The 24,225-nt window shown below is 72.4% G+C and carries 11 protein-coding genes and 1 pseudogene; 9 read left to right on the top strand and 3 right to left on the bottom strand.

The features are described 5' to 3' along the window. Positions 1 to 103 precede the first annotated feature (103 nt). The gene (locus JK361_RS30360) at positions 104 to 1,051 is read right to left on the bottom strand and encodes an alpha/beta hydrolase (RefSeq protein ID WP_201824229.1); all 948 of its coding nucleotides are present in this window, start codon (positions 1,049 to 1,051) and stop codon (positions 104 to 106) included. A 503-nt stretch (positions 1,052 to 1,554) separates the two neighbouring features. Here JK361_RS30360 and JK361_RS30355 point away from each other — a divergent pair. Next, positions 1,555 to 2,285 (top strand): annotated as a pseudogene (locus tag JK361_RS30355) (IS5 family transposase); the annotation flags it as partial. 104 nt (positions 2,286 to 2,389) lie between these two features. Here the strand turns inward: JK361_RS30355 and JK361_RS30350 are convergent. Together JK361_RS30350 and JK361_RS30345 are read right to left on the bottom strand one after the other, a co-directional pair. After that, complete coding sequence (locus tag JK361_RS30350; RefSeq protein ID WP_201824228.1) at positions 2,390 to 2,887, bottom strand: DUF6174 domain-containing protein; 498 nt, start codon at positions 2,885 to 2,887, stop codon at positions 2,390 to 2,392. 52 nt (positions 2,888 to 2,939) lie between these two features. Continuing rightward, on the bottom strand, positions 2,940 to 3,650 hold the full coding sequence (locus tag JK361_RS30345; protein WP_201824226.1) for a flavodoxin family protein: 711 nt from the start codon (positions 3,648 to 3,650) through the stop codon (positions 2,940 to 2,942). A gap of 134 nt (positions 3,651 to 3,784) precedes the next feature. On the opposite strand from JK361_RS30345, the gene JK361_RS30340 reads away from it, so the two are divergent. The 8 genes from JK361_RS30340 (at position 3,785) to JK361_RS42195 (ending at position 24,192) form a co-directional block, all read left to right on the top strand. Beyond that, positions 3,785 to 4,690, top strand: a complete 906-nt coding sequence (locus JK361_RS30340; RefSeq protein WP_201824224.1) for a LysR family transcriptional regulator — start codon at positions 3,785 to 3,787, stop codon at positions 4,688 to 4,690. Positions 4,691 to 5,051: 361 nt separating this feature from the next. Beyond that, entirely contained in the window at positions 5,052 to 6,980 is a 1,929-nt protein-coding gene (locus JK361_RS30335) for a RiPP maturation radical SAM C-methyltransferase (RefSeq protein WP_201824222.1), read from the top strand. Then, entirely contained in the window at positions 6,977 to 7,918 is a 942-nt protein-coding gene (locus JK361_RS30330) for a TauD/TfdA family dioxygenase (protein ID WP_201824216.1), read from the top strand. The genes JK361_RS30335 and JK361_RS30330 overlap by 4 nt, the downstream gene beginning before the upstream one ends. 27 nt (positions 7,919 to 7,945) lie before the next feature. Next, on the top strand, positions 7,946 to 9,256 hold the full coding sequence (locus tag JK361_RS30325) for an MFS transporter (protein WP_201824210.1): 1,311 nt from the start codon (positions 7,946 to 7,948) through the stop codon (positions 9,254 to 9,256). Further along, positions 9,234 to 9,494 carry an MbtH family protein gene (locus JK361_RS30320; protein ID WP_372448759.1) on the top strand — a complete coding sequence of 87 codons (261 nt, stop codon included), beginning with the start codon at positions 9,234 to 9,236 and terminating at the stop codon, positions 9,492 to 9,494. Before JK361_RS30325 ends, JK361_RS30320 begins: the two co-directional genes overlap by 23 nt. Positions 9,495 to 9,645: 151 nt before the next feature. Continuing rightward, on the top strand, positions 9,646 to 13,017 hold the full coding sequence (locus tag JK361_RS42445; protein WP_201824208.1) for a non-ribosomal peptide synthetase: 3,372 nt from the start codon (positions 9,646 to 9,648) through the stop codon (positions 13,015 to 13,017). Positions 13,018 to 13,030: 13 nt separating this feature from the next. Beyond that, entirely contained in the window at positions 13,031 to 20,020 is a 6,990-nt protein-coding gene (locus tag JK361_RS30310; RefSeq protein ID WP_201824202.1) for a non-ribosomal peptide synthetase, read from the top strand. Continuing rightward, positions 20,017 to 24,192: a non-ribosomal peptide synthetase gene (locus JK361_RS42195; protein WP_201824200.1), complete on the top strand. Its 4,176-nt coding sequence runs from the start codon at positions 20,017 to 20,019 to the stop codon at positions 24,190 to 24,192. The genes JK361_RS30310 and JK361_RS42195 overlap by 4 nt, the downstream gene beginning before the upstream one ends. Positions 24,193 to 24,225 lie beyond the last annotated feature (33 nt).

Raw genomic sequence — 24,225 nt, 5'->3', positions numbered from 1 at the left:
CTCCTCGGAAAACGGCACATCCCCCCGCGGTATCCCTGCTGCACGACGAGGGCGGGACCGAGTCGGCCACCGTTTGCGGGTGGCGGACCCGGAGCCTGCGGTGTCAGTGTCCGAAGGCCGTGCGCAGAGTGCGGATGGCCTGCTCGATCGCGGCATTCGCGGCGTTCGTGGGACGTACGGGATTGAGCATCATGAAGTCGTGGATGACACCGTTGTAGCGGATGCTGGTGGTGTCCACCCCCACTTCGGTCAGGCGGCGTGCGTAGGCCTCGCCCTCGTCGCGCAGCACGTCGTTCTCGTCGACGACGACCAGGGCCGGCGGCAGCCCGACGAGCTCCTCCCGGCTGGCCCGTAGCGGCGAGGCCGTGCTCTGCGCGCGCTCGTCGGGATCGGTGGTGTAGGCGTCCCAGAACCAGGCCATGCCCTGGGCTGTGAGGAACGGCCCGTCGGCGAATTCGCGGTAGCTGTCGGTGTCCTGAGCGGCGTCGGTGACCGGGTAGTACAGCGACTGGTGGATGAAGGTGACGTCGCCGCGCTGCTTGGCCAGGATGGCCAGGGCGGCGGCCATATTGCCGCCGACGGAATCGCCAGCCACGGCCAGCCGGGAGACATCCAGCCCATGCTCGTCGGCGTTGCGGATCAGCCACTGAGCGGTGGCGTAAGCCTGCTCGAGGGCGACCGGGTAGCGGGCCTCGGGTGAACGGTCGTACTCGACGAATGCGACGACGGCGTCAGCGCCGACCGCGAGCTCGCGCACCAGGCGGTCGTGCGTACCCGCGTTGCCGAGGATCCACCCGCCACCGTGAACGTAGAGGACGACGGGTGCTCTCTGCCCTACGTCGACGGGCTTGACGATGCGTACCCGCACCTCCCCCACGTTGGCTGGCACCGTCACCCACTGCTCGGTCACGTCCAGCTTGTCGACCGGTGCGGCCTGAATGTCGTCGAGGACCTTGCGGGCTCCCTCTGGGCCCAGCTCGTAGAGGAAGGGAGGCTTCGACGTCGCGTCGGCGATCTCCTGCGCGGCAGGCTCAAGAATCAGCTTGGCCATGATGTTCATCCTTCGATGTCGAGTGCAGGACCGGAGAACCGCGGTGCGATCAACGCAGTGCACAACGCTGTCGCCGGTGGGCAGCCGGTCAGAGAGGCGGGCCCTCACCATGCCTGCTTGCGTCGGGATGATCCGATGGTGCGGGAAGAGGCCCGGCCCTGTGCGGCGTAGGAAGACGTCCCGGCACCCGGATGACAATGCGCGCACCCGCTTGATGCACCTGCGTGCACATCTGCCACACTACGCCGCAAACGCCGGTGTCGCGGGGCGTCAGCCCCCTGGCCGAGAGTGCGCACACCGGCATGCTGACGGGGCGCGGGCGGCAAAATGGGTGGCTGGAGTCGGCTTGAGCATCGTGGCACACCACCACGGTTGGCCTGAACCACTTGGCACCGTGGACCCCGCAGAGCCTCGTCGTCCAGCTCTCGCCGGAACAATGACAAGACAGACGGCTCGCATTGGCGTGACGTGATGAGGACGGCCTGCTCGACGACTGGCTGCTCTGGTCGGCCAATGGGACCTGGGAACGCCTGCTCCGCCACATCCAGGCTGTTGCCGACGCGGCGAGCGACATCGACTGGAACATCAACGTCGACTCCACCCCGATCCGCGCCCATCAGCACGCGGCCGCTGCACCGAAGAAGCCGCCACCGACCCCGCTGACTGGGTCAAAGGGGGCCGCGCGAAGATCAGCTCACGTGCGCGCGCACATGCGCCGCAGCCGCCGGGAGGCGGTGGCGCGCCCGGCGAGGCCCTCGGCCGCTCGCGCGGCGGGTTGACCACGAAGGTGCACCTGGCCTCTGACGGGCGGTGCCGTCCGCTGGCCTTGCTCGTCACTCCGGGGCAGCGCGCAGACTGCACCCAGTTCATCCCTGTCATGGACAAGATCCGCGTCCCGCGCGTGGGTTCGGGCCGGCCACGGCGGCTGCCAGACAGCGTCAGCGCGGACCACGCCTACAGCAACAGCAAGATCCGCACCTACCTGCGACGCCGGGGAATCAGCCATGCCATCCCGGAAAAGCGCGACACCATCGCTGCCCGTGAGCGTCGAGGCTCACGCGGCGGGCGGCCACCGGGCTTCGATACCCAACGCTATGCCGCGCGGAACACAGTGGAACGGGCCGTGAACAAGCTCAAGCAGTTCAGAGCCGTCGCAACGCGCTACGACAAAAGGGCGTACGTCTTCCTCGGAACCGTCACTGCCGCGGCCATCCTCATCTGGCTCCGCTCGTGATCGGGGAGACAGGGCCTAATCGCCCTCGCGGCCGGCCGCACCCCCGAAGGCCCCGCGCCCGACCGGAACAGGCCGTCCTGACGCGCGGGTCTCGTCCACGTGAGTCAGCCGGCGGGGGCCGGTTCGTAGGCACTGATGAGGTACAGGGCCTCGTCGTCGACGGCGTTCCCGGACCAGTCAAGCGAGATCCGCACGGGGTGCCCGTCGGCCGCCGGCTTCGCCTCCGCCACCTCGGCGTGGTCGTCGCGGGCCTGTTCCAGTCTCCGCAACAGCTCGCCGATCGTGGGCACTTCAGCATGCTCCCGGGCCTGGCGCCGGCTGTCCTCGTCGAGGCCGACCACCTTCGTCACCGCGCCGTCGCGGACCTGGATCCGGAAGGTCCCGGCGAGCACCTGTGTGGTCGACGTCAACGTGTAGTCGTACGAGGCGGGTTCCCGCCACGAGACCGCGCCCGGTACCCCGGCTTTCCCCGCCGCGTTCTCCACGGCGGTTTCGGAGGGCGCCGTTTTCCGGGCACCGCCGCACGCGGTGGCGAGGCACAGCACGGCCCCGGTCAGTGCGGCGGCTGACAGCAGACGAGCAGGGAAACGTCCGGCGATCACAGTGGCCCCTTCGAGTCGGATGCCACTGTGACGCCGGCGGGTTCGAAAACGTTCAGGGCGTCAGGGCCTTGAGGGAGGCCGACAGGGCCCGGGCCTCGTGTTCCGTCATCCGCGAAGTGTCGTACGGCACGGCGTTGACCCAACGCTGAGCCAGCCGGGCGATCCGCTCGCCGTACCGCTCCGCGGTGATCCGGTCGCCGAGCGATCCGGCGTACTCCGGCCCCTGGTCGGCGTGGCTCTGGCTCATCAGACCCAGCCACGATCCCAGCCGGTTCACATCGTCGCGGGAGCCGCCGCTCCAGTTGTTGCCCGGCATGTCGCCCACGCCGATCCACTGCATGCCCAGCTGCGCGGCGAAGACCGCCAACTGCTCGAGGACCGCCAGCTTGTCCCCGCTCTGCGAGGCGGACATGGTGAATCCTCCGGCCAGCTTGTCCTTCCACCCCTGCGTCGTGAACGGCGTGAACGCCGCCTCCATGAACGCCTTGAACACCGCCGACACGCTGCCCATCAGCGTCGGGCAGCCGAGGACGATCGCATCGGAGCGCTCGAGCAGCGCCAGCACCTCCGCATCGTGCCAACGGCCCGCGGTGACGTCCTCGGCCCGGATCTCGACGAGGTGCACCCGGGCGCCCGGCACCCCCCGAGCCCCGTCGGCGAGGTGCTCGGCCAGGACACGGGTGTGTCCGTGCACCGAGTGGTAGACCACCGTCACCGTGACCGTCGGCGCCTCGTGCTCACGGTCGACTTCCTTGACTGTCATGTCTCTTCACTGCTTCCGGTCGTGGGGAAATCCCTGCTTGCACGGCCATCTCAGCCTGCGTGGGGCACGGCATCAACGCCGAACTCCGGCCCGCAGCGATCGGTCACACCGATCGATCGGGTTAGCCTGCTTCCGTGGACAGAATCGAACTGGAAGCATTCGTCGCCGTCGCGGAAGAACTCCACTTCGGCCGCGCCGCCGAGCGCCTGCACCGGGGGCAGCCCACCGTCAGCGACGCCGTCAGGCGGCTGGAGAACACCCTGGGCGGGCGGTTGTTCCACCGCACCAGCCGCCGGGTGTCACTGACCGATCTCGGCGCGGAGCTGCTGCCCGACGCCCACGCCGCCCTGGCCCAGCTGCGCCGCTTCCAGCAGCGCGGCCGCTCCCTGGCCGCCGGCGACCGGACCCGCACGACCCTCGTCGTCGCCCACGCCGAATACACCGGCCACCAGCTGCTGTTGCGCTGCCTGCCGCAACTGCGCGACCGTTTCCCCGATGTGACGATCGAGCCGGAGGCCATGCCGACCACGGCCCAGCTCACCGCCCTGCGGGCGGAGGCGATCGGGCTGGGCATCGGCTGGGCGACGGGCGGCATCACCGGCGTCACCGCGAGGGTGCTGTCCACCGAGAGGTTCATGGCACTCGTACCCGCGGCCCACCCCCTCGCCGGGCACGCGGAGCTGAGTGCGGCGGAACTGTCCACCACCGGCCTGCTCACCTGGCCGCACCAGATCAACAGCGGTCTCTGCGACCGCCTCCTGTCCGCCTTCCGGATCGGCGGGGCAGACCTGCGCATCATCAGAACCGCCGACAGCGTGCACGCCATCGCCGCCCATGTCGCCGCGGGAACGGGCATCGGCATCACCGTGGGATCCGCACTCGACCACCAGCCGCCGGGCCTGCGCGTCATCCCCCTCACCGGCCCCTCGACCACCGTGGACCAGGTCGTCCTCACCCCCGTCGAGCCGTCGGACACCGCCACGGCCCTGCGCGACCTCCTGCTGCACGCCTCGGCCAAGCCGTCCTCCAGCGATCACTGAGCGGTGCCCGGACGCGCTGATCGCAGGGGTGCAAGGTCCGCCCCCGGCGAGGCGTCGCAGTGGGCGCGCCACCCGTCCAGTGACCTCCGCACGGCTGCGGGGGAACGGCACCGTTCGCCCGATGCCGATGGCCGGGACTGTGCACTTGCCGGCGACGGAACGGAGGATGCCGGCCGTTCCCGGCCAAGATCGGAATTTCCTCCGACGGCCCCGTGGACCAGCGCGTACGCACCCGGCCGAAGCGGGAGGCCGGCAGTGGCCGGCAGATGCACATGACATTTTTTCCCGTTGGCCTGAAACTCCCCTGTGGACGGATCAAAGGGCAACCTAGACTTCGGAGCAATCGCCACGGAGGTCTCTGTTGTTGCAGATCGCTCTGATCAACATGCCTTTTGCCGACTGGAATCGCCCATCCTTTGCCTTGGGGCAGTTGTCGACTCTCGTCAAGCGGGAATTCGACGGCCGGGCGCGAGCGCGCGTGTGCTATCTCAACCAGGACATGGCCGAGTTCTTCGGGACACGTCTCTACGAGTCCCTGTCGGTGAGCCACGACCACGTCGACACCGGCATCGGGGACTGGCTGTTCCGGCACATCGCCTTTCCCGGTGCGCCCGACACCGCCGCGGAGTACTTCCAGAGGTACTACCGGGGCGCCCGCTGGGAGGACTTCCGGGCGCGGATCCTCAAGGCCCGCGACGGACTGCTGTCGTTCTGCGAGGAACTGATCGACCGGTACCGGCTCGACGAGGCCGACGTCGTGGGGTTCAGCTCCATGTTCGCCCAGCATGTGCCGAGCATGGCCCTGGCCCGGCTGATCAAGGAGCGCAGCCCGCGCACCCTCGTCGTGCTGGGCGGCGCCAACTGCGAGGCGCCCATGGGCGCGGTGGTCGCCGAGCACGTCCCGGCGGTCGACTTCGTCTTCTCCGGCCCCGCGTTGAACACCTTCGGGGAATTCGTGCGGTGCGTGCTGGACGGCGACCCGGAACGGGCCGACACGATTCCCGGCATCCTCTCCAGCCGGAATTGCCGAAATCCCCGGTTTCGCGCGGCCATCGGCGCGGAACGGCACATCGACGACTTCTTCCTGCCCGACTACGGCGGCTTTTTCGGCGCACTCGACGACCATGCGGAGCTGCGCCGCACCGGGACCAGCGAACCGATTCTCTTCTTCGAGACGTCCCGCGGGTGCTGGTGGGGGCAGCGTTCGCACTGCACGTTCTGCGGACTGAACGGCGAGAGCATGGCCTTTCGTGCCATGGCGCCCGACCTGGCTGTCGAGCAGTTCAAGTGGCTTTTCGATTTCGCCCCGCAGTACACGTCCTTCTTCTGCACCGACAACGTCATGCCGCGCAATTACCCGCGCGAGGTGTTCCCACGGCTCGACCCGCCACCGGGCACCGAGATCTTCTACGAGGTGAAGCTCCCCCTGAGCCGTCAGGACCTGCGGGCCATGACGGACGCCGGCGTCACCGTCGTACAGCCCGGCATCGAAGCGCTGGCGTCGTCCACGCTGAAGCTCATGGGCAAGGGAACCACCGCCTTCCAGAACCTCCAGTTCCTCAAGAACTGCGCGGAGTTCGGCATCAGGCCGGAGTGGAACCTGCTGATCGGCTTTCCCGGTGAGGATCCCGCGGTCTACCGCAAGTACGTCGACGAGCTACGGGACTTCGTCCATCTGATACCACCGCACGGTGTGTACATGGTCCGCTTCGACCGCTTCAGCCCCTACTTCAAGCGGAGCGAGGAGTACGGGCTCTCGCTCGAGCCGGTGGACTACTACGCGCTCACCTATCCCTTCGACGAGGCGGCACTGGCCGACCTCGCCTACTTCTTCGCAGACCAGAACCTCGCGGCGTACATGCTCGACGCGGTCGAGTGGCACGACCAGTTGAGCCGGCTGGTGGCCGAGTGGCGTGCCGCCTGGGACGGTGAGTCGGGAGCGGAACTGCGCCTGCTGACCGACGACGACGGCGGGTTCGTCGTCCGGGACTCCCGCTCCGGTGTCCTTCGGGTGCATCCGGTCGACCCGGCGACCGCCCGGCTGCTGCGCCGGCTGTCGTCGCCGGCCAAGCCCGGGCAGCTGGCCCGAGACTGGCCGGAGGGACCCGACGACCTGCGGGAACGCCTCGCCGGACTCGCCGAGCAACGCTTCCTCTTCACGGAGAACGGCCGCGTGCTGAGCCTGGTATTGACCGAGGCGGACGACGGATCCGAGGAGCCGCCCGACGAGGGGTCCGCCGAGTCCGGTGCCAGGCGCCTGCTGCCACTGCTGTCGGAGGCGTCGCGATGACCGGTGGAACACCGGTACTGCCGGTCGTGGTGGAGGGAGACGGCGGCCCACCCGCCGCCCGGCTGCACGCCGACCGCGAGGCACTGCGCGCCGCCCTGCGGGAACGGGGCGCGCTGCTGCTGCGCGGCTTCGGCGTCCGTGGCCCGGACGACTTCGCGGACGCCGTGCGCGCACTGTCCGGCGAGCCACTGCCCTACACCGAGCGTTCCTCACCGCGCAGCGTCATCAAGGGGAACGTCTACACATCCACCGACTATCCGCCCGGCGAAGAGATCTTCCTGCACAACGAGAACTCGTACCAGGCGAGTTGGCCGCTCACGCTCTACTTCCACTGCGTCCGGCCACCACAGACCCGGGGCGCCACCCCGCTGGCCGACACCCGGCGCGTACTCGCGGCCGTCGACGACGAGGTGCGCGAGGAGTTCACCAGGCGCGGCTGGATGGTGGTACGCAACTACGGCGACCTGGTCGGACTGCCCTGGCAGGAGGCGTTCGGCAGCGACGACCGCGCGCATGTCGAGCGGTACTGCCGGGAGCGGGGCATCACGGCGCAATGGCTGGCCGGCGGCGCGCTGCGCACCCGCGCGGTGCGCGCGGCCGTGCACCGGCACCCGGCCACGGGGGAGCCGGTGTGGTTCAACCACGCGACCGTCTTCCACGCCACCACTCTGCCGAAGCACGTACGACTGGGGCTGCTGGAGATGCTGGGCGAGGAGAACCTGCCGAGTCAGACGTACTACGGCGACGGCGCGGCCATTCCGGACGACGTCCTGGACCATCTGCGGGCCTGCTACCGGGGCGCGTCGACCCGCTTCGACTACCGCACCGACGACATCCTGGTGATCGACAACATGCTGGTCGCGCACGGCAGGGAGCCGTTCACCGGCCCCCGCCGGATCGCGGTCGCCATGGCCGAGCCCCACACCGGTGACCGTTGAGCGTCAGGAAGGGAAGTCCGCTCTCGCATGGCCGCGCGTTCGCTCTGGTCCAACCGGGATTTCAGCGTGTTCTGGGCGGTCCAGGCGCTGTCCGAAGTCGGCAACGCCTTCTCGCTGGTCGCCGTGCCGCTGCTGGTCCTGCACACCACCGGATCGGTGGCGCAGATGGGGCTGCTCACCGCCGTGGCCGGTGCCGCCTCGCTGCTGACCGGCCTGGTGGGGGGCGCCTGGGCCGACCGCTTCGACCGGCGGCGTCTGCTGATGCTCTGCGACGCGGCACGCCTGCTGCTCTACGGCGTGATCCCGGTCTGCTGGACGGCGTTCGGCCCGCAGGTCTGGCTGCTGTACGCGGTCATGGGCCTGGCCGCGGTCTTCGAGATGCTGTTCCAGATCACGTACGTCACCGCCGTGGCCAATCTCGTCGACAAGGACCAGATCGTCGCGGCGAACGGCCGTCTGGAGGCGACCAACGCGGTCGCCTACATCGCCGGACCCGCCCTGGCCGGTCTGGTGTCCGGGCTGTTCGGGCCCACGGCCGCCGTCGCGATCAACGCGGCCAGCTTCGGCATCTCACTGCTGGGCCTGGCGTTCATCCGGCTCCGGCGCACCGCACCGGCCGCCGCCGTCCCGGCGGGCAGGACGACGGCCGCGCACGATCTGCGCACCGGCTTCCGCACCGGCGCGGCCTTCCTGTGGCGGTCGCCCGTGCTGCGGGCGCTGACCGTGCTGCTGACCGTCACCACCTTCCTCAGCCTGGGCATGACGGACGTGTTCATCTACCACCTGCGGCACGGGCTGGGACAGGACGAGCAGACGGTCGGCTATGTCATGGCGCTGGCCGGAGTCGGTACCTGCGTGGCGGCCGCCGCCACCGCGCGGCTGCGCCGCTCCTGGGGGTTCGGCCGCTGCTGGCTCGGCTCCATGGCACTGTGCTCCGTCTCCGTTCTGGTACTCGGCGGCACCGGCCGGGTGCCGGTCGCGGCGGTGACGATCTTCCTGTACTCGTTCGGCATGGCGCTGGCCGGCATCTGCTGCATGTCGCTGCGGCAGGAGGTGACGCCGGACCACCTGCTCGGCCGCGTCACCTCCGCGTTCTGGACGATCCACGGCAGCCTCGCACCCCTCGGCGCGGCCCTGCTCACCGTACTGGTCGGCCGGCTGGGGGCACGAGGACCGCTGACCGGCGTGTCCGTCGTCTTCATGGCCGTGACCGCCGTCGCGGCCCTCACCCCGATCCGCCTGCGCCACCCGGAACGGACCGCCGCGGGAACGGCGCAGCCACGAACCGAGCCGCCAACGGCGAAGGAAGGGAGTCATGACGATGACACGGACGCCTGACGATGACGACCGGCTCTACAAGGTCGTTGTCAACCACGAGGAGCAGTACTCCATCTGGCCCGCCGACCGGGAGAACCCGGCCGGCTGGTCCGACGCGGGCCCAAGCGGCCCGAAGAGCGACTGTCTGGAGCACATCAAGGACGTATGGACCGACATGCGCCCGTTGAGCCTGCGCAGCCGTCTGCGACCGGGCGGGCCGGGCGGGCCGGCCGCGCAGGACGCCGACCGGGCGGGCTGACCCCCGGCCCGTCGCCAGCCGGCCACGCGGGACGCCGACCGGGCGGCCGACTCCCGGTCCGTCGCCAGCCGGCCACGCAGGCAGCCGACCGGGCGGGGCCGACCCCCGGTCCGTCACCGCACCGCCGCACCGCGAACCAGGGAAGGCAACCGTGCACGACGACCCGGAAACACCACCGATCGCCGCCTCGGGCCCAGCGGTCCGGCAGCCGCTCTCCCACGGCCAGGAAAGACTGTGGTACCTGGAGCAGCTCACCCCCGGCCACCCCGTCCACCACCTCTCCTCCGCCACCTGCCTAGAAGGCCCGCTGGACGCCGGCCGCCTGGCCCTGGCCCTGCGGATCTGCGCGTCCCGCCACGACCTGCTGCGCAGCTCCGTCGCCGACCGGGGCGACGGGCCCATCCGGACCGTTCACCCCACGGCCGACCTCCCCCTGCGCCGGGTGGACCTGAGGGGCCAGGCCGTGCCCGACACGAAGCTGTGCGCCCTCCTGGCCGACGAGCGCGCCCACCCCTTCGAGCTGAGCTCCGCTCCCTTGCTCCGCGCCACCCTGGTGCGCACCGGCCGGGAACGGCACGTCCTCCAGCTCACCGCACACCGCATCATCGCCGACCGCGCCTCGCTCACCGTCCTGGAACGTGAACTGGCCCGGTGCTACACGGAGTCCGGGCAGCAGGAGGGGAAGCGCCCGCCCGCGTACGCGGACCGGACCGCCCCGCACGCGGAGGACCTGGACGCCGCTGTGGCGTACTGGAGGCGGAAGCTGGACGGGCTCCAGCCGCTCGACCTGCCGCTCGACCGGCCCCGGCCCCGGGTTCAGGGCCACCGGGGCACGAGCCGCCGGCTTCGTGTCGAGAGCGGGCACGCCGAGCGCCTGCGGCGGTTGGCCCGCGAGGAGGGCGTCGCCGCGTGGGCCGGGCCGGCGGCGGCCTTCGCCGTGCTGCTGGCCCGCTGGACCGGCCGCTACGACGTGGTGTTCGGCTGCCCCGTCGACCGCCGCCCACCGCACGCCGCGCAGCAGGCGTTCGGCCCCTACGAGGACCTCCTGGTCCTGCGCACCGATCTGATGGGCCGTCCCACCTTCCGGGAGGTGGTCCGGCGACTCGCGGCGACGCGCGACGAGGCCGCAGCGCACGCCGGCGTACCCTTCGGCCGACTCGTCTCCCTCCTCGACGACGAGCGCGACCTGAGCCGGCACCCCCTCTGCCAGGCGGTGTTCACCACGGCACCCCCTCCCGGGACCGGCTTCACCGCGCCGGGGCTCACCACCACCCCGCTCGCCCCCGAAGACGACCCGACCCCCTACGACCTGCTGTGCACCTTCGCCGAGGAGGACGGCACGAACGGCGCACCGGCCGTCGGGCTGCGGCTCGCGTCCGACCTGTGCCCGCCGGAGTCGGCGGATCGTATGACGGCCGTCCTTCACACGCTGCTCCGCGCCGTCGCCGAGCACCCCGACGCCCGCATCGGCGACGTTCCCGTGCTGCCGGCCGGGGACCGGGCCCGGATCGACGCCTGGAACGCCACCGACCGCCCCCTGCCCGAACCGGCCACCGTCGACGGCCTCTTCAGGACCTGGGCGACCCGGACCCCGCAGGCCGTCGCCCTCACCGACCGCACCGAAACCTGGACCTACGCGGAGTTGCGGCTGCGGGCCGCCCGCCTCGCGCGGTCGCTCGTCGCGGCGGGCGTCACCCCCGACTCTCCCGTCGCCCTGCACCTGGAACGGTCCGCCGACCTCGTCGCGGGCATGCTCGGCGTCCTCCTCGCCGGCGGCGCCCCTCTTGTGCTCGACCCCGGCCACCCCGAGGAACGCCTCCGCTTCATGGCCGACGACGCACGGATCGCGGCCGTGCTGAGCCGGGACGCCCCACCGGCGTGGCTCGACGGCCTGGGCGTGCCCCTCCTCCGGCTGGCCGACGCGCAACGGGCCACGGGCGAGCCGTCCCGGTCCACCGGCGCGCCCGGTGACGCCCACGGGGTGCCCGAGGTGCCGCTGCCGTCCCGGTGCACCGGTGCGCCCGGTGACACCGACGGGGTGCCCGAGGTGCCGCTGCCGTCCCGCAGCCACCCCGACAGCCTCGCCGCCGTGGTCCACACCTCCGGCTCCACCGGCCGCCCCAAAGCCGTGGGCATACCCCATCGCGCGGTCGTCCGGCTGATCACCGCTACCGACTACGTGGACATCGGCCCCGACGACACACTGCTGCACCTCGGCGACCCGGCCTTCGACATCACCGCCTTCGAGGTGTGGGGGGCGCTGTGCAACGGCGCCCGGGTGTGCGTCCTGCCCGGCGACGAACCGCTCGGCCCCGACGAGGTGCTGGCCGCGCTCCGCGAACTGCGGCCCACGGTCGTCTCCCTGACCGGCACCCTGTTCAACCGGGTGGCCGACATGGACCCGCGGGCCTTCGGCGGACTGCGGCACCTGTTCGTCGTCGGCGAGGTGATGGACGCCCGCCGCACCCGTGCCGTACTGCGCGGTGGCGCCCCGCCCGGCCACCTCCACAACGGCTACGGCCCCAGCGAGAACGCCACGTTCTCCACGACCCACCGGGTGGACAGGCTGCCCGACGACGCCACGGGCGTACCGATCGGCCGCGCCCTCACCAATACCACCCTCCACGTGCTGGACCCGGAGCTGCGTCCCGTACCCATCGGCGTGACCGGTGAGCTGTACGTCGGCGGAACGGGCGTCGCGCGCGGCTACCTGGGCCGCCCGGACCTCACGGCGGAGCGCTTCCTGCCCGACCCGTTCGCCGTCCGCCCCGGGGCCGTCATGTACCGCACCGGCGACCTGGTGCGGTGGCTGCCGGAGGGCGCGCTGGACTTCCTGGGCCGGGCGGACGAGCAGGTGAAGATCCGCGGCTACCGGATCGAGCCGGGTGAGATCGAGGCGGCGCTGCTGGACCGCGACGACGTGCGAGAGTGCGTGGTGCGGGCGGTCGACGTCGCGGGTGACCGGCGGCTCGTCGCCTACGTGGTCCCGCGCGCCGGATGCTCGCCCGCGCCGTCCGAGGTGCTGGGCGGGCTGCGGGACCGGCTGCCGTCCCACATGGTGCCCGGGCACCTGGTCCTGCTGGAGACGCTGCCCACGACACCGAGCGGCAAGATCGACGCACGGGCGCTGCCCGGCATCACCGCCCAGGACCCAGGCCCGCGGGACACGTCCGCCGTGCCGCCCAGGACCGCCACGGAACGGACGCTGTGGCAGATCTGGGCGGATGTGCTCCGGGTGCGGTCCTTCGGCGTGCACGACAGCTTCTTCCTGATCGGCGGGCACTCGCTGCTCGCCTCGGTGGTGCGCACCTCGGTCCGCGAACGGCTCGGGGTCCCCCTGCCGCTGCGGACCTTCTTCGACCTTCCCACCATCGCCGGACTCGCCGTCGAGATCGAACGCGCCGGCGGCGCGCCGGCCGCCGACGGGGCGCACGGCACACCGCGCGACGACACCGCGCACGAACTGGACGGACTGCTGGCCGAACTGGAGCGGCACGCCGAGCCCCGGCGTGCCGAGGGATGAACGGGGGAGCCGTATGACGCACACGACGAAAAGGGCCGGCGTGGTCGACGACGACCTGCGGGAACGAATAGCCCGGCTCCCCGCCGAGCAGCGGGCCCTGCTGCGCCAGCGGATGTGGGAGAAGGGCGCCGCCACCGGACTGCCCGGCACGGACGACGCAGGCGAGGCCCCGGCATCGTTCACCCAGCGCCGCATGGCGCTCCTGGCCGGCCTGGACCCGGACAGCCCCGCATACAACAGTCCCGTCGTCCACCGGCTCACCGGGCCGCTGGACGTCAGGGCCCTGGAAGGCGCCCTCGACGACCTGCTGGCGCGCCACGCCGTACTGCGCACGGTCCTGCCGGTGCGGGAAGGCCGTACCGTCCAGCGAGTGCTGCCGCACCGGCAGCACTCGCTGGCGGTCGTCGATCTCACCGGACTCCCCGAGCGGGAGCGCCTCGCGCGGGCCGAGCGCATCGCGCTGGCCGACGCCGCCGAGCCGTTCGACCTGGCAGCCGACGCGCCGGTCCGGTTCCGGCTGCTGCGGCTCGCGGCGGACGACGCGCTGCTCGTGCTCGTCTTCCACCACGCCGTCGTGGACGGCTGGTCGCTCGGCGTCCTGCTGAGCGACCTGGCCGAGGCCTACGGCGCACGCCTCGACGGCCGGACGCCCGAACTGCCCGCCCTCACCGTCGACTACGCCGAGTACGCCCGCTGGCAGCAGGAGTGGGCCGACAGCGCCGAGGCGGCGAGCCAGCTGGACTACTGGGAGCGCCGGCTGGCGGGCGCCCCGGACCCCATGCCGCTGCCCGCGGACCGCCCCCGGCCACCGAAGCCGGACGGCCGGGCCGAGTCGACCGTGTTCACGCTCCCCGCCGACGTCCGCGACGCGCTCAAGCGGACGTCGGCGCGCACCGGCACGACACTGTTCATGGTGCTGCTCGCCGGGTTCCAGATCGTACTGGCCCGCCACGGCGGCCATGACGACGTCGTCGTCGGCACCCCGGTCGCCAACCGCCGCTACCGGGGCTTCCACGACATCGTCGGATTCTTCGCCAACTCGCTCCCGCTGCGCTCCCGGATCCACCGCGAGGCGACCTTCGAGGACTTCCTCGCCGAGGTCCGCACCACCTGCCTGGAGGCGTACGAGAACCAGGACGTCCCCCTCGACCTGATCGCCCAGCGGCTCAACCCCGACCGCGCCCCCGGCCGCAATCCCGTCTACCAGGTCAACTTCACCCTGCACAACACACCGCCGCGCCCGGTACGCACCCTGCCCGGCGGGGTCGGCGTCACCGAGCTGGACCATCTCGACCACGACGCGGCCCGCTTCGACCTCGACCTGAACATCTGGGAGACCGGTGCCGGTCTGGAGTGCCGGCTCATCCACGCCCGCGACCTGTTCGACACGGCCACCGGCGAGCGGCTGGCCCGCTCCCTGACCGTCCTGCTCGCCGCCGTGGCCGCCGATCCGGCCGCGCGGATCGGCGAGCTGCCCCTGATGCCGGCCGAGGAGACGGAACGGACGCTGCGCTCCGCGCACGGCACCCGCGTGGCCCGGCCCGCCGACCTACGCGTGGAGCGGCTCATCGCCGCACGCGCGCGGGCCTGCGCGGACGAGGTCGCCGTGTCGGCCCCGGGACGCCCCGATCTGACGTACCGGGAGCTGGACCACCGCGCCAACGGGCTGGCCCGACGGCTGAGCGCGCTCGGCGCGGGCCCGGGCTCCGTCGTCGCCGTGCTGCTGCCGCGAACCCCCGAGGCGGTCATCGCGCTGCTCGCGGTGCTGAAGAGCGGTGCCGCGTACGTGGCACTCGACGCGGCCTATCCGAAGGCCCGGCTGGACCACATGCTGCGGGACAGCGGTGCCACGCTCGTGCTCGCCGAGGCGCGGCTGCGGGATCTGGCGCGGGGACCCGGCGTCCGGGTGGTCACCGTCGACCCGGAGACAGTGGAGAGGGAGGCGGCCGGGACGCCGCCCGAGGCCGACGTCACCCCCGACGACCTGATGTACCTGATGTACACCTCCGGCTCGACCGGCGGACCCAAGGGTGCCATGCTCTCCCACCGGCAAGTCGCCAACTACCTGCTGTGGGCCGTCGAGACGTATCTGCCGCCGGGGGCCGACGGCGCCGTCCCGGTGCACTCGTCGCTCTCCTTCGACCTGACCGTGACGAGCCTGTTCGCACCCCTGCTGGCGGGCGGGCGGCTGCTGTTCGCCGGCGACTCCGGCACGCCCGGCGAGGCCCTGCGCGCGTCGGCGGCAGCGGACACCGGCCTCGCCTTCGTCAAGCTCACCCCCTCGCACCTGAGGATGCTCGAGGACTCGGGGGCGCCGGCCCGCGCGGCGGCCTGGACCAGGACCATGGTCGTCGGAGGCGAGGAACTCGACGAAGAGCGCCTCGCGGCGTGGCGCACGGCACCGGGCGGCCCGCGCATCGTGAACGAGTACGGACCCACGGAGACGGCCGTGGCCTGCGCCGCCCACCACAGCGTGCATCCCGTGGACGGATTCGGCCGCATACCCATCGGCACGCCCGTGCACAACACACGGCTGTACGTCCTCGACGAGTCGATGAACCCGGTTCCGCCTGGTGCGCCCGGTGAGCTGTACGTCGGCGGTGCGGGCGTCTGCCACGGCTACTGGAACCGTCCGGGCCCGACTGCGGAACGCTTCGTGCCCGACCCCTTCGGCGACGAGCCGGGCGGCCGCCTGTACCGGACCGGCGACCGGGTGCGGCGGCTCGCCACGGGAGACCTCGAGTACCTGGGCCGGCTGGACGACCAGGTCAAGATCCGGGGCCACCGGGTGGAACCGGACGAGGTGGCCGCCGCGCTGGCCCAGGACCCCGCCGTCCGCGACGCCGCTGTCATCGCCCACGGCCCCACCCCCCAGTCCCGGCGACTGGTCGCCTTCGTCAGCCCCCGCACCGACGAGGCGGGCGCCTCGGCCACGGCCGCCGCGTCCGACTGGGTGGACCGCTGGCAGACGCTGTACGACGACACCTACGGCTCGGCCGAACGTCCCGCCGATCCGTCGTTCGACCTGGCGGGCTGGAACAGCAGCTACACCGGAGAGCCCATCGACACCGCCGGGATGGGGGAGTGGCTGGACGCCACGGTCGACCGGATCCGGTCCTTGCGCCCCGGCCGGGCCCTGGAGATCGGCTGCGGCACCGGTCTGATCCTTTCCCGGGTCGCCCCCGACTGCACCTACTACCAGGGCGTCGACCTGTCCGAGCGGGTCATCGACAACCTGCGCGAGGCACTGGACGCACGGCCGGGCGGCGCCGAGCGGATCGTGCTGCGGGCCGGCCCCGCCCATCGCGCGGTCCGCCCCGGCGAGACGTACGACACGGTGATCCTCAACTCCGTGGTGCAGTACTTCCCTTCTGTGGACTACCTGTTCGAAGTTCTCGACCAGGCCATCGACGCGATGCCCGACGGCGGGCACGTGTTCCTCGGTGACCTGCGCAGCCTCGTCCTGCTGGAGGCGTTCCACGCGTCCGTGGCCGCACACCGCGCAAGGCCGGGAACCCCCGACACCGCCCTGCGCGCCGAGACCGCCTGGCGCATGGAGGCCGAGAACGAACTCTGCCTCGACCCCCGGCTCTTCGCCGCGCTGCCGGCCGGACGGCCGCGGGTGGAATCCGTACGCGTCCTGCTCAAGCGCGGTACGGCAGGCCACGAGCTGAACTGCTACCGCTACGACGTCGTGATCACCGTCGCCGCCGAACGCACCGCGACCGCGGCCGCCGGCCCTGCCGCCGCCCCCGCCTCCGCCGCGCCCGAGTGGCGGGACTGGCGGGCAGAGGGACTCGGCCTCGGCGCGCTGGCCGCCCTGCTCGAGACCGGGCGACCGGACCGGCTCGCGCTCCGCGGCATCCCCAATGCCCGCCTGGACGGGGACCTGCGACTGCTGGCCCGGCTCTCCGGCGCCGCCCCCGATGCCGTCGCCCCGGGCGTCGACCCGGAGGAGCTGTGCGCACTGGCCGAACGCCACGGGTACCGGACCGAACCGAGCTGGGCCGCGGGACACCCGGACGGCTCCTTCGACGTCCTGCTGTACCGGGCGGGCCTGGACCCCGAACCGCTGCCACCGGCCGGTGCCGCCGTGCCCACCGACCGGATCGCGACCCGGCCGCTGTGGCGCCCGGCCGCGCTCGCCGCGCTGCCCGCCGTCGAGGCACGGCTCCGCGACCGGCTGCCCGACCCCCTGCTCCCCTCGCGGTACGTGGTGCTGCGCCGGATACCGCTCAACGCCAACGGCAAGGTGGACCGTGCCGCGCTCACCGACCTCCTGGCCGTCTCCAAGACACCGGCCGAGGAGGGCACCGGAAGGGACCCGGGAGCGGAGCGCGAGCCGGAACTCACCCCCACCGAGCGGCGGATGGCCGCCATCTGGAGCGAACTGCTCGGCCGCGACGGAATCCGCGCTCAGGACGACTTCTTCGACCTCGGCGGTCACTCCCTGCTCACCTTCCGCCTGGTCTTCCGGCTGCGGGAGGAGTTCGAGGTGGAGGTGCCGGTCCGCGGCCCCTTCGACGCCTCCACCCTCGGCGCGCTGTCGTGCCTCGTCGACGGCCTGACCGCCGAGGCACAGCCCCCCGCACTGCCCGCGCTGGCGCCCGTCGAGCGGGCGGAGAGCACACAGGCCTCCTTCGCGCAGGAGCGCCTGTGGTTCCTGCACCAACTGGACCCGGACACGGCCCAGTACAACTTCCCCGTCTTCCTGCGGCTGACCGGCGAACTCGACGTCGACCTGCTGCGGCGGTCGGTCACGGAGATCGTCCGGCGCCACGAGGTCCTCAGGACCGTGATCACCTCCCGGGACGGGATGGCGTACCAGACCGTACTGCCCTGCGAACCCGTCCCGCTGCCGGTCACGGACCTGACCGGGTATCCGCCCGAGCAGCGCGCGGAGGAGGCACGGCGGCTGGCCCGGGAACAGTACGCGCAGCCCTTCGACCTGGCAGCCGGCCCCGTCCTGCGGACCGGCCTGCTCAGACTCGGCACCACCGACCACGTCCTGCTGCTGACCGCCCATCATGTGTCCGTGGACGGCTGGTCCGCCGCGGTACTGCGGGACGAACTGGCCGAGCTGTACACGGCGGCCCGCGAAGGACGGCCGCACCGGCTGCCCGAACTGCCCGTGCAGTACGCCGACTACGCGATCTGGCAGCGCCGACTCGCCGAAGCCGGCCACTTCGACCGCCTGGTGGAGCACTGGACCCGGCGTCTCCAGGGCATCCTCGACCTGCCCGGGCTGCCCCTGGACCGGCCCCGCCCCGCCGACCCGCGGCACCGGGGGGAGGGCGTGCGGTTCCGGATACCGGCCTCGACCGCGGACGGCGTGCGCACGCTGTGCCGCCAGGAGGACAGCACCCTGTTCATGGCGCTGCTCGCCGCCCTGTACGCGGTGGTCAACCGGAGGACCGGGGAAACCGACCTCGTCGTCGGCTCGGACGTCGCGGGCCGCTCCGACACCAAGACCGAACCGCTGATCGGGTTCTTCGTCAACCAGATCGTGCTGCGCGCCGACCTCACCGGTGCCCCCACCTGGCGCGAACTGCTGGGCCGAACCAAGGCCCTGGCCCTGGACGCCTACGCACACCAGGACCTCCCCTTCGAGGAGGTCGTCAAGGCCCTCAGCCCGCCCCGCACCCGCAACCAGAGCCCGCTGTTCCAGATCAAGTTCGTGCTGAACAGCAACCGGCGACCCGCCGACACCATGGCCGGGCTGGAGCTGAGCCCGTTCTCCGTGGCCCTCATCGACACCAGCCGTTTCGACATCACCCTGGTCCTGGAGGAGGACGACGAGGGACTCGCCGGGTTCCTCAACTACGACCCCGACCTCTTCGACGCGTCGACCATGGCGGAGCTGCGGGAGCAGTACCTCGCGCTGGTCGCGGACATGGCCGCCCGCCCCGACGCCTCGATCGCCGACGCGCCCCTGCCCACCACCGCACCCCCCGTCACCGGCGGGACCGCACCGGGCCGCGTCAGGCGGCGCGGCCCCGGCACCCTGCGCGGCATCACGCCCACCCGGGTGGCCATGGCCCCGAACGACGTCGTCGTACGGGAGACCCTGGGGGACGGCGCCGACCTGCCGCTCGTCCTGCGGCCGGCCCACCCCGACGTCGATCCGGTGACCTGGGCACGCGCACACCGCGACCGCCTGGACACCGACCTCGAACGGCACGGCGCCCTCCTCTTCCGCGGCTTCGGCATCACGCACCCCGACGCACTGGAGCGTTTCGCCTCGGTCTTCGTCGACGACCTCTTCGGCGAGAACGGAGAACACCCGCGCGCCGCACTCGGCGGCAAGGTCTACACCCCGGTGTTCTTCCCGCCGGAGGAGAAGCTGCTCTGGCACAACGAGAACTCCTTCAACGACGAGGGGCCGACCCGCATCTGGTTCTGCTGCGCCCGGCCGGCCGAGTCCGGCGGCGAGACCCCCGTGGTCGACAGCCGCGCCGTCCACCGACGGCTCGACCCGGCACTGCGCCAGGAGTTCACCGCCAAGGGAGTCATGTACATCCGCACCTACGGCACCGGACTCGGCCTCGACTGGCGCAGCGTCTTCCGCGCCGGCGACCGGGCCGAGGCCGAGGCCCGGTGCGCCCGGCAGGGGCTGCGCTACGAGTGGCACGGCGACCGGCTGCGCACCACCGCCGTGCGCCCCGCAGTGCTGCGTCACCCGCGCACCGGCGAATGGTCGTGGTTCAACCAGGCACAGCACTGGCACACCGCCTGCCTGAGCGCGAGCGTCCGCGACTCCCTGCTGGCCACCATGTCACCGGAGGAACTCCCGCGAACCTGCCGCTTCGGCGACGGCACCCCGATACCCGACGAGGCCATGCACGAGATCCTGCGCGTCTACCGGGAACTGGAGATCAGCTTCCCCTGGGAGCGCGGCGATGTGATGCTGCTGGACAACATCCTCACCGCCCACGCCCGCAACCCCTTCCACGGCGAACGCGAACTCCTCGTCGCCATGGGCGGCATGGTGAGGTTCCAGTGACGACGAGGACCCGCCGGGAAGGGTACGAAAGCCAGGGAGGACCGGTCGAGGGGTACCGCCTGTCCTACCAGCAGCAGCGGCTGTGGCGGCTCGCCGAACTCCACGCGTCGCCCGGCTGGGCCCAGCTGCTCCTCGCCGTCGACGGCGACCTCGACGGCGACCGCCTGGCCGCCGCACTGCGGGAGACGGCGAACCGGCACGAGATCCTCCGCGCGGCCTGTCGACGGGTGCCCGGTGTCCGCACCGCCCTGCTCGTCGTCCAGGACACGGACCCGCAGCGCCCCCAGTGGTCGGTCGAGGACCTCCACCACCTCGACGAGGCCGCGCAGGAACGCCGGATCGACGAGGAGGCCCGCGCCCTGCGGAACCTGCCGTACGGCGCACCGGGCGACCCGGTCCTGCGTGCCATCCTCTTCGCCCTCGGCCCCCGGCGGCACTCCCTGCTGCTCGCCACCACCCCCCTGACCGCCGACGGCCGTACGCTGCGCCTGCTCGCCGGGGAGCTCGCCGCACGGTACGCGGACCGTCCACCCACCGAAGAAGTCCTCCAGTACAGCCAGTTCACCGAATGGCAGCACCAGGAGTTCGGGGCGCCGCCCCCGCTCACGGCGACGCACGGCACCGCCGCCCGACGGCCGGCCATGCCGCTGCGCCGGCACCCCGGCACCGGCGTACCGGACCGGGGTACCGTCACCGCGTCGCTGCCGGACGGCCTCACGGCAGCCGTCCACGCCTATGCCCGCCGACGACGGGTGCGCCCGGGTGCGGTGCTGCTGGCCTGCTGGCAGACATTGCTGTCGCGGATCGGCGGGGAGGACGACGTCACCGTCGCCACGCTCTTCTCCGGCCGCGACTTCGAAGAGACGACGAACTGCCTCGGTCCCTTCGCCCAGTGGACCGACGTGACGGCCCGGCTCGCCCCCGTTCCCGTTCTCGACGCCCTCGCCGCACGCGCCGAACGCGCCCTGACCGAGGCCGAGGAGCATGTGCCCGACTCTCCCGCACCCGCTCTCCCCGCCCCGGCGGGCCACGGCATCGGCTTCGTCTGCGACGAGACCACCGGGCCCGTCCCCGCCGCCGGAGGTCCGGGGCACGGCGCGACCTTCCGCGTGCTGTGGGACGACGTCGAGACCGAGCGGCACGCCCTGCGGCTGACCTGTGCGCTGGGCGACCGGCAGGCCACGACGACCTGGCACTACGACGCCGAGCAGTTCCACGGGACCTACGTGCGTGTCCTGGCAGGCCAGTACGCGACGCTGCTCGCCGGGCTCCTCGCAGCGCCCGCCGCTCCCGTGCACGAGGCACGCCTGGAGCCCGCGGCCGCTCCCCGCCGGACCCCACCCCGCGCCCCGTCGGCCGGACAGGTGCTGCACGGGCTCGTCGAAGGGCAGGCGCGCCGAACGCCGGACGCCCTCGCCGTCGTGGCGGGGAACGAGAGGCTGACCTTCCGGGAACTCGAGGCACGGGCGGACCGGTGGAGCCGGGTACTGCGCGCACGGGGCGTCGGCCTCGAGACACCGGTCGCGGTGAGCGCCGCGCACTCGGCGTCGCTGGTCGTGGCGCTGCTCGCCGTGCTCAAGGCGGGCGGGACCTATGTGCCGCTCGATCCGGAACTTCCGGCCCTGCGGGCCACGGAGCTGCTCGAGCGAGGCGGATGCCGGCTGCTGCTCACCGACCGGCCGCCGCGGCCGCCCGCCGCCGAGCGGGTCGAGTACGTCGATCTGCGCGCCCTGCCGGCCGAGGACACGGACCCGGCGGCCGAGCCCGCCCCGACGGGCGAGCCAGGCCCGGACCACCTCGCGTACATCATGTTCACCTCCGGTTCCACAGGAGAGCCGAAGGGAGTGATGCTCCCGCACCGCGCCGTGTGCGACTACCTCATGTGGAGCGCGCGTGCCTATACCGACGGCGGCGAGGGCGATGGTCGCGGGCGTGTGCGCAGAAGCGGCGACGGCGATGCCGAGGCGGGTGTGCGCGGGGACGGTGACGGCGGAGGGCGCGGGCGTAGCGGACGTCACGGCGGGGGCCCTGGTCGCGCGGGCGACGGCGGTGGCCGTGGCGGGCGTGGCCGGGACGGCGGTGACGTGACCGGAGGCGCGCTGGCGCACTCCTCGATCGGCTTCGATCTCACCGTGACGAGTCTGTTCCTGCCCCTGATCACAGGCCGCCCCGTGCATCTCGACCCCGCGTGCCGCGACGCTCTCGTCCTCTCGTCGGACCTGGCCGACCGGTCCGGCCTCGATGTGCTCAAACTGACCCCGTCGCACCTGAAGGTGGTGAACCACGGCCTGGCGGAGGAGGATTTCGCCGGCACGGCGACATCACTCGTCGTCGGCGGTGAAGCCCTGGACGCGGAGGCCGTGGCCGCCTGGCGGACCCACGCGCCGGACACGAGGGTCTTCAACGAGTACGGCCCCACCGAGACCGCCGTAGGGGTGTGCGTCCACGAGGTGGGCCCCGCGGACGTCTCCGGCCCGGTCCCGATCGGCCGGCCCATGGACCACGCCGAGGTGCTGGTCCTCGACGACTCCCTCGAACCGGCTCCGGTGGGAGTCCCGGGAGAGATCTACATCGGTGGAACGAGTCTCGCCAGGGGGTATCTGGGCGCCCCGGACCTCACCGCGGAACGGTTCGTGCCCCACCCCTTCGGGCCGGAACCCGGCAGCCGCCTGTACCGCACCGGCGACCTGGCCTGTGTCGGCCCGGACGGCCTGATCCGGTACCTGGGCCGGGTGGACGACCAGCTCAAGGTGAACGGCATCCGCGTGGAGCCCGAGGAGGTCCGGTCCGTGCTGGTGCGCCACCCCGGCGTGCGCGACGCGGCGGTGGCCCTGGTCTCGGACGAGGCGCGCGGCGACCACCTCGCCGCGTGCGTAGTCACCGGCCCCGCCGGACCGGTGCCCGACCTGCGGGACTTCGCGGCCGAGCGGTTGCCGGCGCCCCTGGTACCGCGGACGTTCGCCGAGGTCGCCGCGCTGCCCCTCACACCGAACGGCAAGGTCGACCCGGTCGCGGTGCGGGCGGCCCTCACCGGGGCGGACGGCACCGGGCCGGACCTTCCCGCGCCGGGCCGGACCGGGACAGCGCCGGGGGACCCTGTGGAGGCCGCCGTGGCCCGCGTGTTCGGGGAACTGCTCGGCACCGGTCCGGTGGGGGCGGAGGACGACTTCTTCGCCCTCGGCGGCCACTCCCTGCTCGCCGTACGGCTGATCGCACGGCTGAACGCGGAGTTCGGCACCGCACTACAGGTACCCGTCCTGTTCTCCGAGCCGGAACCCGAACAGGGCGGGTCCGGCAGGGCGGCGACCGTGCGGCACCTGGCCCGCCTGCTGAAGGAGGGCGGTGCCACCCGCCCAGGCGCCGCCGACGACGCCGTGCGCGGTGCCGCCCGCCCCGACGCCGCGGAGGACGCCGCGCGCGGTGCCGCCCGTTCCGGTGCCGCGGAGGACGTCGTGGCACTGCGGCCCCGGGGTGAGGGCGTCCCGCTGTTCTGCGTCCATCCGGCGGGCGGCGAGGTCACCGGCTTCCGCCATCTCGCCGCCGGTACGGAGCTGCAACGCCCGCTCTACGCCCTCCGGAGTCCGTCTGCCGCGCTGGATGAGCAGGGTCAGGAGGAGGCCGCGCACTACACCGTCGAGGCGCTGGCCGCCCGCTACCTGGCGGCAGTGCGCACCGTTGCGCCGACCGGGCCGTACCTTCTGCTGGGCTGGTCCATGGGCGGGCTCGTGGCCTTCGAGATGGCCCGGCTGCTGGAACAGCAGGGCGAGCGGCCGGGAATGCTCTTCCTCGTCGAGAGCTATCCGGCGGACCGGCTCTCGGAGCGGGACGACAGCGAGGACCAGGAGGAACCGGGCCTGTACGGCGGCCCGCACGAGGCGGCGACCGCAGCGGAACGTCTCCACCTGGAGCTGCGCCGGCGCACCAACCGCGCCCACCTGCGAGCCGCCCGCGCCTACCGCCCGGCTCCGTACGCGGGGCCGGTGACCCTCGTACAGGCCGACAAGCAGGACCCGGACCTCCTGGCCGCGGCGACCCACGCCTGGACCAGCGTCTGCGCCCCCGGACAACTGACCCGACATGTACTGGAAGGAGACCACCTGACCCTCTTCGAGCCACCGTACGTAACCGAACTCGCCCACCTGATCACCCGCACGACCCACGAGCAACGCTGAGCCGGGCGCCCCTCGACCCCCGGTGCCAGGCGG

It is taken from the genome of Streptomyces musisoli (genome assembly GCF_016741855.1).
Lineage (GTDB): Bacteria > Actinomycetota > Actinomycetes > Streptomycetales > Streptomycetaceae > Streptomyces > Streptomyces musisoli.
Note: the sequence above shows the minus strand (reverse complement) of the source record. Positions and strands in the feature narration are given on the sequence as shown.

Bases quoted from the DNA above. Each gene is read 5' to 3' on its own strand.
- JK361_RS30360 (WP_201824229.1), bottom strand. From the start codon at position 1,051: ATGGCCAAGCTGATTCTTGAGCCTGCCGCGCAGGAGATCGCCGACGCG.
- JK361_RS30345 (WP_201824226.1), bottom strand. From the start codon at position 3,650: ATGACAGTCAAGGAAGTCGACCGTGAGCACGAGGCGCCGACGGTCACG.
- JK361_RS30330 (WP_201824216.1), top strand. From the start codon at position 6,977: ATGACCGGTGGAACACCGGTACTGCCGGTCGTGGTGGAGGGAGACGGC.
- JK361_RS30325 (WP_201824210.1), top strand. From the start codon at position 7,946: ATGGCCGCGCGTTCGCTCTGGTCCAACCGGGATTTCAGCGTGTTCTGG.
- JK361_RS30320 (WP_372448759.1), top strand. From the start codon at position 9,234: ATGACGATGACACGGACGCCTGACGATGACGACCGGCTCTACAAGGTC.
- JK361_RS30310 (WP_201824202.1), top strand. From the start codon at position 13,031: ATGACGCACACGACGAAAAGGGCCGGCGTGGTCGACGACGACCTGCGG.